At 71.8% G+C, this 11,127-nt stretch carries 9 protein-coding genes; 1 reads left to right on the top strand and 8 read right to left on the bottom strand.

The annotated features are described in order from the left end of the window. Positions 1–1,161 (top strand): DNA repair protein RadA (gene radA, locus CCN39_RS34680; protein ID WP_086849243.1); only part of this gene is annotated, 1,161 nt, incomplete at its 5' end. A 203-nt stretch (positions 1,162–1,364) separates the two neighbouring features. Here radA and CCN39_RS34675 read toward each other — a convergent pair. From CCN39_RS34675 to CCN39_RS34640, 8 genes are all read right to left on the bottom strand, one after another. Continuing rightward, entirely contained in the window at positions 1,365–2,480 is a 1,116-nt protein-coding gene (locus tag CCN39_RS34675) for a hypothetical protein (RefSeq protein WP_086849241.1), read from the bottom strand. Continuing rightward, the gene (locus tag CCN39_RS34670) at positions 2,473–3,066 is read right to left on the bottom strand and encodes an RNA polymerase sigma factor (protein WP_086849239.1); all 594 of its coding nucleotides are present in this window, start codon (positions 3,064–3,066) and stop codon (positions 2,473–2,475) included. Before CCN39_RS34670 ends, CCN39_RS34675 begins: the two co-directional genes overlap by 8 nt. A gap of 118 nt (positions 3,067–3,184) precedes the next feature. Next, entirely contained in the window at positions 3,185–4,486 is a 1,302-nt protein-coding gene (locus tag CCN39_RS34665; protein WP_086849238.1) for an alpha/beta hydrolase family protein, read from the bottom strand. 48 nt (positions 4,487–4,534) lie between these two features. Continuing rightward, a complete protein-coding gene (locus CCN39_RS34660) occupies positions 4,535–5,101 on the bottom strand; it encodes an ArsR/SmtB family transcription factor (protein WP_086849236.1) in 567 nt (188 codons plus the stop codon). Between the two features lie 102 nt (positions 5,102–5,203). Then, complete coding sequence (locus CCN39_RS34655; RefSeq protein WP_086849246.1) at positions 5,204–5,731, bottom strand: hypothetical protein; 528 nt, start codon at positions 5,729–5,731, stop codon at positions 5,204–5,206. Between the two features lie 86 nt (positions 5,732–5,817). Next, positions 5,818–8,349, bottom strand: coding sequence for a trehalose-phosphatase (gene otsB, locus CCN39_RS34650; RefSeq protein WP_167455267.1), 2,532 nt, complete (start codon positions 8,347–8,349; stop codon positions 5,818–5,820). A 41-nt stretch (positions 8,350–8,390) separates the two neighbouring features. After that, positions 8,391–9,833 (bottom strand): alpha,alpha-trehalose-phosphate synthase (UDP-forming), encoded by a 1,443-nt coding sequence (locus CCN39_RS34645; RefSeq protein WP_086849232.1) that lies wholly within the window; start codon positions 9,831–9,833, stop codon positions 8,391–8,393. A gap of 82 nt (positions 9,834–9,915) precedes the next feature. Beyond that, the coding region (locus tag CCN39_RS34640) for a threonine/serine exporter family protein (protein WP_086849230.1) at positions 9,916–11,127 on the bottom strand (1,212 nt) is incomplete at its 5' end.

The following is an 11,127-nucleotide window of genomic DNA, read 5'->3' as shown; positions in this document are numbered from 1 at the left end:
CGCGCCCGCCACACCGGTGTCTCGGAACTGGACCGCGTGCTCGGCGGCGGCCTGGTGCCGGGCGCGGTGGTGCTGCTCGCGGGTGAGCCGGGTGTCGGCAAGTCGACCCTGCTGCTCGAAGTCGCCTACCAGTGGGCGAAGACGGTCGACCGGTCCCTCTACGTCACCGGCGAGGAGTCCGCGGGCCAGGTCCGGTTGCGCGCGGAGCGAACGGGCAACGTCCACGACCGGATGTACCTGGCCGCCGAGAGCGACCTTTCGGCCATCCTCGGGCACGTCGACGACGTCAAGCCGGGGATGCTGATCGTCGACTCGGTGCAGACCATGGCGTCCCCGCAGGTCGACGGCTCGCCCGGCGGCGTGACGCAGGTCCGCGCGGTGACGTCCGGGCTGGTCGCGCTGGCCAAGGAGCGCGGGCTGCCGGTGGTGCTGGTGGGGCACGTCACGAAGGACGGCTCGGTGGCCGGCCCGCGTGTGCTGGAGCACCTGGTGGACGTCGTGCTGCAGTTCGAGGGCGACAAGCACTCGACGCTGCGGATGCTCCGCGGCATCAAGAACCGGTTCGGCGCGTCCGACGAGATCGGCTGCTTCGAGCTGCAGGAAGAAGGCATCGTCGGGGTACCGGACCCGTCGGGCCTGTTCATGACCCGCACGGCCGAGCCGGTGTCCGGCACGGCGATCACCGTCTCGATGGAGGGCAAGCGGCCGCTGCTGGGCGAGGTCCAGGCGCTGGTGTCGGCGACGGCGGCCCCGCAGCCGCGGCGCGCGGTCAGCGGCCTCGACTCCGCGCGGGTGGCGATGGTGCTGGCGGTGCTGGAGAAGCGCGGCGGGCTGAAGCTCGGCGACAAGGACGTCTACGCGGCCACGGTCGGCGGCATGAAGATCACCGAGCCGGGCATCGACCTGGCGCTGGTGCTGGCGCTGACGTCGAGCTTCGAAGACGTGGCTTTGTCACCTCGGCTCGTTTCGGTGGGCGAGGTCGGGCTGGCCGGCGAGATCCGGCGCGTGCCGAGCGTGGGCCGCCGCCTGGCGGAGGCGGCCCGGCTCGGGTTCACGCACGCACTGGTCCCGCCGGACTCGGGCAAGCCGCCAGCCGGGATCCGGGTCCTGGAGGTGGCGAACGTCGCGGACGCGCTGAACGCCGCCGGCCACGCGCGCTGAACGCTGCCGGGCTCGCGCGCTGGACGCTGGCGGGCTCGCGCTGGATGCTGGCGGGCTCGCGCTGGATGCTGGCGGGCTCGCGCGGTGGATGCTGGCGGCCACGCGCGCTGAACGCTGCCAGGCCCGCGCGCTGAACGCCGCCGGCCATGCGCGCTGGACGCCGCCGGGCTCGCGCGCTGGACGCCGCCGGCCATGCGCGCGGATCACCCTGACGTCCGCGTGATGGCGAAGGAGTACGTCGCCGCCGGGGCGTCCGGCTTTCCCGGTGGTGGCGGCAGCTGCTGGGTTTCCGTGGTCGCCGCTGGGGGCGTGTAGCTCGGCCGCTGCCGGCTGGTGGTCAGCGGCACCTGGTCGGAGCGGGTGATCACGGGGGTGGGCTGCGCCGCGTCCCAGGCGAGCAGCTGAGCCGTCGCCGGGTCGAGGTACAGCCGCTGGTTCGAGTCCTTGGCGCCGAGGATCGTGGCGGGCCTGCCGTCCGGGGTGTGGCCGGCCACCACGAACGCGGCGTTGACGTCGCGGAAGGCGTCGGCCAGCGCGAGCCGGACGTCCTTCGGGACCAGGCCCAGTTCCAGGACGCTGCGCACCATGGTGAGCGACTCGGTGGCGGTGTGCTGCCGGCCGTTGTCGGCGGGCGTGATGGTGTCGAGCGCCAGCCGTTTGAGCAGCTTGCCCCGGTCCGGGACCAAGGTGGCGACGAAGGCGGCGTCCGGCTGCAGCCACTTCTGCAGCGGCGTGTTCCAGTGTGGTTTGGCGACGCCGTTGTCCGGCGGATCGCCGGGGAACAAGCCACCCGGGCCGAACTCGTCCTTGGGCGTCAGGTTCACCTTGACGTCCTTGCTCGTCTCCGCCTCGATGCCGTGCACGACGCCCGTCCACATCGTCCGCCGGTGCCAGACGCCGGCGGGGTCGGCCGGGATCCACAACTCCACCTTCTGCTGGACCCAGGCCGGGCGCCCGAAGATGAGGTCGGGGGACCAGCCGAGCTTCTGCGCGTAGCGGAACTCGCCGGGCGCCAGCGGGCGGTCGAGGTCGGGGAGCGCGGCGGGCTGCGACGTCTCCGGCGGGTCCGGCGTCCACACGGCGGCGGCGACGCCGAGCCCGCCGACCAGGGTGACGACGGCCGCCGCCACGGCGAGCCAGCGCCACGCCCCGGCCCGCCGCGACCCGGCTGGTGGAGCCTCTTCGACGCCGGCCGCCGCGAGCAGGGACGCGCGGGCGAAGGCCAGTCCCTCTTCGTCGCCGACGTCGTTGTTCAGGTCCTCGAGCGCCGCGTCGAGTTCGGCTTCGGACCAGATCTTCCGGACGTTGTCTTCACGCAAGGTCCTGCACCTCCTCGGGGGTCGGGGCGTTCGTCCTGAGCCAGCGTCTGATCCGGTGCAACCGCGACCGGACGGTACCCGGCGGGATGCCCAGCGCCTCGGCGACCTCGGCCGGCTCGAGCCCGGCCCACGAGACGAGCAGCAGGGTGTCGCGATCGGCCGGGTTGAGCCGGGCCAGGGCACCGGCCAGCTGCGCGGCCCGCACCTGCGCGTCGACCTGCTCGGCGACACGGCCGTCGTGGGCCGCGTGACTGGCTTCGCCGGTCCGCGCGAGCCGCGCGGTGGCCTGCAGCCCGCGCAGTTCGGACCGCACGTGGTGGCGCAGCAGGTTGGTGGCGATGCCGTAGAGCCACGACCGGGCGGTGCCCAGTTCGGGCCGGTAGGTCTCCCGCCGCCGCAGCGCGACCAGGAAGGTTTCGGCGACGAGATCGTTCGCCGGTTCGGCCCCGACGCGGCGGGCCAGGTACCGGCGCAGCTGCGCGGCGTGGGCGTCGAAGAGCCGCCCGAACGCCGGCCCGGGCTCGGGTCCGCCCAGGTCCGGGCGGTCGTGCCCCCAGAGCTCGGAGCCCTCGTGGATCACCTGCATACCCCCAGTTGCCCGCAGCGTTCGCGAGCGTTCACGGGCGAACTGTGCCATGCCGGGGCGGCGCTCCGGGCCGGGGGCGCCGAGCCAGGGCACCCCCGCCACCGGAGGACTACTCCGCCTAGACGCCCAGCAGTCCCCAGTAGACCGCCCAGGGGACGAACACCACGCCGCCGGCCAGCGGGAGGCCGAGGCGGACACCGCGGTTGCGCCACCACGCCACCGCCGTGCCGATGGCGGCGGCCACCGCGCCCAGTGACAGCAGCTGCAGCGCCAGCCACGGCAGCGGACGGCCGGCGACCACCGGGCCCAGCCCCTTGCCCATCGTCAGCTGGATCAGCACGTCGACGACCAGGAAACCGAGCACGGCGAGCAGTCCGGTCGCCGACAGCCAGCGGGCCGGCCGCGCGGCGGGACCGCGCCGGACCAGCGGGTACCAGGCGAACGCCACCAGCAGGAACGCCAGGACGGCGAGCTGCAGCCACGTCGGCTCGTACCAGGCGAGCGGTGTCACGGTGTTGCTCGGCCGGTCCTGCGCCGGCGGTTCGTCGGCCGTCGACGCGGTGGGCGGGTTGTTCACCCAGCTGCCCACCAGTTCGAGGTAGCCGGGCGCGTACCCGGGCAGCTTGTCGAAGCCGTCGGTGGTGCGGCGCAGCTGGTGCTGCGCGTCCGGGAAGACCCGCAACGTGTGGTGCGCCACCGATTCCCGGAAGATCCGGACCGCTTCACCCGGCGGCGTCAGGATGTCCTTCGCGCCCCACACCCCGAGCACCGGCTGACGCAGGCTCTTCAGCACCGGCACCGGGTCGTGGTGCGGCTCCGGGAACACCCCGCCGCCGGCGAGCTGGCGGAGCATCGTCGACGACGCCATCCGCACGAGCGAACCGTCCATTCCCAGCCGCCGCAACTGGTTCTCGACCGCCCACGACTGCTGCCGCGACGGCTCGACCCCGTTCGCGCCCAGCGTCACCACGAAAGCGACGTCCGAAGAACGCGAAGCCGCCAGTGGCGCCACCCAGCCGCCTTCGCTCAGCCCCCAGACGCCGACCCGCGCCGGATCGACGTCGGATCGCTTGCGCAGTACCGAAACCGCGGCCAGTGCGTCGTCCGCGAGGGTCGAGTACGACCGTTCGAACTGCGAATAGCCCTCGGTGCGCTTGTCGTAGATGAGCGTCACGATGCCTTGCCGCGCAAAGGCTTCGGCCTGGTCGCGGTAGTCGTCCCGGCTGTGGGCCCCCGAGCCGTGGACCATCACCAGGCCCGGCAGTTTCGTGCCGCCGGGCGGTGCGACGACGGTGCCGTGCAAGGTCACGCCCCCGTTGGTGAAAGTCACTTCGCTGTCCGATGCCGATGCCGATGCCGATGCCGATGCCGATGTCGACGCCGACGCCGGTGGCGCGAGCGCCGTGACCGCCAGGATCACCCCGGCCAGTAGAACTGCCTTCCGCATGGAAAACCCCCTGATGTCATGTCATTCCCCTGGATCCGGGAACGCGAGCCAGCGCACGAGCACGCGCCGCGCTTCCGGTGACCGGTCGTCCTCGGTCCGCCAGTACCGGCGGAACAGCTCCATGTAGTCCTGCCAGAACCGCTGCAGTTCCTCTTCGGTGAGCCACGTGCCCCCACGCGCGAAGAGCAGTGCGTCCGGCCAGTCGCCGGGCAGCTCCTCGCGCTTTTCCGCGAACCGGTTGAGCTTTTCGAGGTCGTCCTCGAACCCCTGCCGCTGCATGTCGTCGAACAGCGTCCGGGATTCGGCGCTCTGCTCACTGCGGCGCGGCCAGCGGATGTCCCGCCGCCGCGTCCGCCACCACCGTTCCTTGCCCCGCGCGAGCTCCGGGACGTCCTCGACGAACCCGAACCGGGCCAGCTCCCGCAGGTGGTAGCTGGTCGCGCCGGTGTTCTCGCCCAGGTCCTTGGCGAGCTTCGTGGCCGTCGCCGGGCCTGCGGAGAGCACGCCGAGGATGCGGCGGCGCAGCGGGTGGGTGACGGCTTTGAGGGCATCCGGATCGAGCTCTTCCGGTGGTGGAGCGCTGGTCATGGCCCCACTGTAGCCGTGCAAAGAAGATTGTGCAAAGAAATCTCTGCAACTCGGCGCAGACCGGTGCCCGGGAGGGCCGGCGTGTGTTCGTCTAAAGTGGACTCACCAGATCGGGTGGTCGCTGTACTTCCGGAGCGTCTGCACGGACGGCCGCAGGTAGAACATCCCGGCCAGGAACCCCATGGTGGCGAAGGCGAGCGTGGAGAACGTCGTCAGCAGGTCAGGCGCCCGCAGCTCCGCCGTGTCGCGCCACACGCGGAACACGATCGGCACCGCGAACGAACCGAGGATCAGCACCAGCGTCAGCAGGTACGTGAACAGCAGCGCGCTGCGGGTCGCCCCGGCGCTGGCCACCACCAGGTAGTCGCCGCGGAGGCAGCGGCGGCAGGTCAGGACCAGCACCGCGACCGCCAGCACGCCCAGCGGGGGGAGCACCGCCGCGGCCTTGCCGAGGAGCGTGTCCGGGAACGCGTGGCCGTGCACGATGCCCTGCAGGTACGTCGTCAGGCCGAACAGCAGCACCATCCCGGCGATCATCGAGCAGCCGACCACCACCGAGCCCCAGCGCACCCGGTCGGCGAACCGGGGCGGCAGCGGCACGAACTCGACCTGCCCGAACGTCCCCTGCACCCGCCTCACCTCCAGCGCACTGAAGGCCACCATAAGGGCACTGGGTGCCGTCATGGTGGCCTTCAGGGGCTTTCGGACCGAAAGGGCTAACTCGCCGCCAGCAAGTTGGCGCAGCGGATGAGCCCGATGTGCGAATAGGCCTGCGGGTGATTGCCGAGGGACCGTTCCGCGATCGGGTCGTACTGCTCCGGCAGCAGGCCGGTCGGGCCGGCCGCCGCCACGATCTGGTCGAACAGCTCCTGGGCCTCGGTGCGCCGCCCGGTGAGCAGGTACGCCTCGATCAGCCAGGCCGCGCAGATGTGGAAGCCGCCCTCGCCGCCCGGGAGGCCGTCGTCGCGGCGGTAACGGTACACAGTGGACCCACTGCGCAGCTCCGCCTCGATCGCGGTCACCGTCTGCTGGAACCGCTCGTCGGCCGGGTCGATCAGGCCGGTGAGACCGACGAACAGCGAGGCCGCGTCGAGGTCCGTGCCGTCGTAGGCCGTGGTGAACGCCTGGACCTCGTCGTTCCAGCCGTGCTCCAGCACGTCGGCGGCGATCGCGTCGCGCAGGGACGGCCACTGGTTCGGCACGTCCCGGCCGTACTGCTCGCCCAGCTTGATCGCGCGGTCGATGGTCACCCAGCACATCACCCGGGAGTAGACCCGGTGGCGCGGCACGTGCCGCTCCTCCCAGATCCCGTGGTCCGGCTCGTTCCAGCGCCGCGTCACGGCTTCCGCCATGGCGCGGACCATCTGCCAGTCCTCGTCGCGCAGCTCGTGGCGGGCCGCCGCGAGGGTCTGCACGAGTTCGACGACCGGGCCGAAGACGTCCAGCTGCACCTGGTGGTTCGCCAGGTTGCCGACGCGAACCGGGCGCGAACCGGCATAACCGGGCAGCGACTCGATGACCGCTTCGGCGCCGATGACGCTGCCGGCGAGGGTGTACAGCGGGTGCAGGCGCTCCGGGCCGGCCAGCGTGGCGAGCACGCCGTGCAGCCACCGCAGGTAGCCCTCGGCCTCCTCGATCGAGCCCAGGTGCACGAGCTCCCGCACGGTCATCGCGGCGTCGCGGATCCAGCAGTAGCGGTAGTCCCAGTTGCGGACGCCGCCGATCTCCTCCGGCAGCGACGACGTCGCCGCCGCCAGCACGCCGCCGGTGTCGGTGTTGACCAGGCCGCGCAGCGTCAGCGCCGAGCGCAGCACCAGGTCGGTCTGCACCTTGGGCAGCTGCAGCTTCGACGTCCACTCGCTCCAGTAGCGGCCCGCGCGGTCCCGGCGTTCCACTTCGGACAGTTCGTGCGGGCCGAGGTCGGTGGTGCCGCAGCGCAGCTCCAGCACGACCGGCTGGGTCGGCGTCGGCTGCACCAGCGCGGACGCGGTGTCGTGCAGGCCGTCGGAGGTGATGGTCCACTCGACGCCCGGCGAGTACAGCACGAACGGCTCCGACGTGCCGAGCACCCGGACGCCGCCGTCGGTGACTTCCAGCTTCACCGGCACGCCGCCGAACTCGGGCCGCGGCGCGAACGTGACGCTCGCCGCCGCTTCGCCCGAGACCACGCGGACGAGGTCCGTGCGGTGCGGTGCGCTTTCCGGCTCGAGGTAGTCGGTGACGAGCAGGCGCGACCAGCGCGTTTCGACCGTCATCGTGTTCGGCAGGTAGCGCTGGCCGAGCGGCAGGCCGTTGCGGTGCGGCTTGATGGAGAAGTGGCCGGCCCCCTCGCCGCCGAGCAGGTCGGCGAACACCGCGGGCGCGTCCGGGCCGGGGTGGCACAGCCAGGTCAGCTTGGCGTCCGGCGTCAGCAGCGCGACCGAGCGCTCGTTGGCCAGCATCGACAGCCGCTCGATCGGCGGGGCCGACTCGCCGTAGAGCCAGTTGCGGCGTTCCTCGAGGAGGAAGCCGAGCACCAGCGCGACGTCGACGGTGTCGGGCACGCGGAACGCGGCGAGGGTCTCGCCGTCGCCGACCTTGATGCCCAGGTCCGGGCCGGAGAGCCGGGCGAAGGCCTTCTCGTCGGTGACGTCGTCGCCGAGGAAGATCGCCGCCGTGGCGCCCACCTGGTGGCGCAGGATGTCCAGCGCGCGGCCTTTGTCCGTTTGGACGACCGCCAGCTCGACCACCTCCTTGCCGTCGGTGGTCGAGACGCCTTCCCAGGTCGACGGTCCGGAGTGGACGGCCGCGAGCACGCGGCGGCCCGCCTCGTGCTCGGCGCGGCGGACGTGCACCGCGATGCTCGCCGGCTTGACCTCGAGCGACACCCCCGGGACGTCCAGCACGAGTTGTTCGAGCTCGGACTCCAGCCGCCGGTGCAGCTCCCGCGCCTTCTCGTCGAGGGCGTGGATGAAGCCGATGTCGAACTCGGAGCCGTGGCTGCCGACGAGGTTCACCTCGGACGGCAGCCGCGACAGCGTGGCCAGGTCACGAAGCGCACGGCCGGAGATGACCGCCGTGGTGGTCTCGTGCAGACCGGCGAGCGATCTGAGGGCCCCGACGGACTCCGGCAGCGGGCGTGCCTCGTCCGGGTTGAGCGTGATGGGTGCCAGCGTGCCGTCGTAATCGCAGGCGACCAGCAGACGCGGAGTACGGGCGATCTGGACGATCGCGCGCCGCAACTCGGCGGGCAGGGCCTCGGCAGTCAACACTCCTCCTCAGGAGCTCGTGCATGGGTCGGGGGACTATGTCAGTCGACCGCCTCCGTACCCAAGGCCTGGAGGAACGAGCGCGCCCATCGGTCAACGTCATGAGTGAGGACCTGGCGACGCATGGCGCGCATCCGGCGACGGCCCTCTGCCGGGTCGAGGGTAATGGCAGCCACTAGTGCGTCCTTCACCCCGTCCAGGTCGTGGGGGTTCACGAGGAATGCGCTAGAGAGCTCCGCGGCGGCACCCGCGAACTCGGAAAGCACCAGCGCACCGCCCAGATCGTGCCGCGCGGCGACGTACTCCTTGCACACCAGGTTCATGCCGTCGCGCAGCGGTGTCACCACCATGACATCCGCAGCGGAGAAGAAGCCGGCCAGTTCGGTGCGGTCCACGGACTGGTGCAGGTAGTGCACGACCGGGTGGCCGACGCGGGAGAACTCGCCGTTGATCCGGCCGACCATCTGCTCGATCTCGCCGCGCATCCGCTGGTAGTGCTCGACGCGCTCGCGGCTCGGGGTGGCGAGCTGGACGAACGTGACGTCGTCCGGCTGCAGCCTGCCCTCGTGCAGCAGCTCGTGCAGCGCCTGCAGCCGCAGGTCGATGCCCTTCGTGTAGTCGAGGCGGTCGACGCCCAGCAGGACCGTCTTGGGGTTGCCGAGGTCGCGCCGCAGCTGGGCGGCCCGCTCCTGGACGCCCTTGGTGCGCGCGAGGCTGTCGAGGCCCGCGGCGTCGATCGAGATGGGGAACGCGCCGACCCGCACGGTCCGGTCGCCGACCTGCATGGTGCCCGGCCGCGACCGGACGCCGACCGCGCCGCGCGTCGACTCGAGGCCGATCAGCTGGCGGCACAGCCACAGGAAGTTCTGCGCCCCGCCGGGGCGGTGGAAGCCGACCAGGTCGGCGCCGGTGAGGCCGCGGATGATCGCGGCGCGCCACGGCATCTGCATGAACAGCTCGACCGGCGGGAACGGGATGTGCAGGAAGAAGCCGATCCGCAGGTCCGGTCTCAGCTCGCGCAGCATCGCCGGCACCAGCTGGAGCTGGTAGTCCTGGATCCACACGGTCGCGCCCGTGGCGGCGACCTCGGCGCTGGCCTGCGCGAACCGGCGGTTCACCTTGACGTAGCTGTTCCACCACGCGCGGTCGAACACCGGGCGCTCGACGACGTCGTGGTAGAGCGGCCAGAGCGTCGCGTTGGAGAAACCTTCGTAGTAGTCGCGGACTTCGTCGGCGCTCAACGAAACCGGGTGCAGCACCAAGCCGTCGTCGTCGAATTCCTCGACGTCGACGTCGGGTACGCCCGGCCAGCCCACCCAGGCGCCCTTCCTCGACCGCAGGAACGGCTCCAGCGCCGACACCAGCCCGCCCGGGCTGGCCGTCCACCGGCGTTCGCCTTCGGAGGTGCGTTCGAGGTCCACCGGTAGCCGGTTCGCCACCACGACGAAATCGGCCTGGTTCCCGTTCTCCTTCTGGTCACTCACGTCGCCTGCTCCTCGCGTCCTGGGTCGCGGCCCCAGAGTGAAACCCTATCGCGTGAGCGATGAACATTCGGTGACCGCGGTGTTACTCCAAGCTCCGCTCGGTCGGCTCGAGCGGACCAGCCATGCGTGGTCCGGCGAACCGCCGCTCGAGGCGACCCAGTCCGGTGCGCACCGGCTGGGCCAGCCATTCCCCGAGTACCACGCCCGCTGCCAGGGCAAGCCCGATTGCGACGGCCGTCATGAGGGTGGAGATGTTGCCGCTCGGCTCGACCCCGATCTGGTACAGACCACGGTAGGTCGACAGGCCGGGAAGCAGCGGAGTGATCCCGGACACGGCGACCACCAGTGGAGTAACGCCGAGCCGGCGGGCGAGCACGCCGCCGCAGAACCCGACCAGCGTCGCGGCGATCGCGGACGAGCTGACGCCGTCCAGCTTGGCCAGCATCAGCGAGCCGTAGACGGCGGCGCCGATGCCGCCCGCGGCCGCCGCGACCAGCATGGCGCGCATCTTGGAGTAGCTCGCGAGCGCGAAGCAGGCGGCGGCGCCGGCCCCGCCGAGCACGACGAGCGGCAGCTGCTGCGGCGTCGAGCCGGTCACCTCGGGCAGCGGGGTGCGCGGCAGGCCGAGCATGACGGCGATCCGCAGGGCGAGCACGACCCCGGCGATCAGGCCGGCCGACATCAGCGCGGTCTCCATGGTGCGGCCGGCGGCGGTGACGTTGTAGCCGGTGATGGCGTCCTGCACGGCCGAGACGGTGGACAGCCCGGACAGCAGCACGGTGACCGCGGCCGCGACGACCAGCGTCGGCTTGTCGGTGGTCAGGACGTTGCTGCTGACGATGACCATGGCCGAGAGCGTCGCGACCAGGCCGCCGATCACCTGCTGGAAGAAGAACGGCAGCCCGTAGCGGTTCACGACCCGGCCGACCCGGTCGATGACCCCGCTGATGACGAACGCGACGAGCGCGATGTCGAACCCGCCGCCGAGCAGGATGGTGACGAACGCGGCGACGCCGCCCCAGGACAGCGTCGCCACCCAGCGCGGGTACGGGTGCGGCGCGGAGGTGATCCGCTCCAGCTCGGTCTGCGCCTGCTCGGCGCCCATGTGCCCGCGGACGATCCTGCGGACGAGCTTCTCGGTCTCGGTCAGCCGCGTGTAGTCGAGGCTGCGGCTCCGCACGACGCGCAGCGCGGTGATCGGCGTCAGGTCGGTGCCGCGGTGGCAGGTGACGGTGATCGACGTGAAGATGACGTCGACCTCGCAGTGCGGCAGCCCGAGCGCGCCGGCGATGGC

It is taken from the genome of Amycolatopsis kentuckyensis (assembly GCF_002155975.1).
Classification (GTDB): domain Bacteria; phylum Actinomycetota; class Actinomycetes; order Mycobacteriales; family Pseudonocardiaceae; genus Amycolatopsis; species Amycolatopsis kentuckyensis.
Note: the sequence above shows the minus strand (reverse complement) of the source record. Positions and strands in the feature narration are given on the sequence as shown.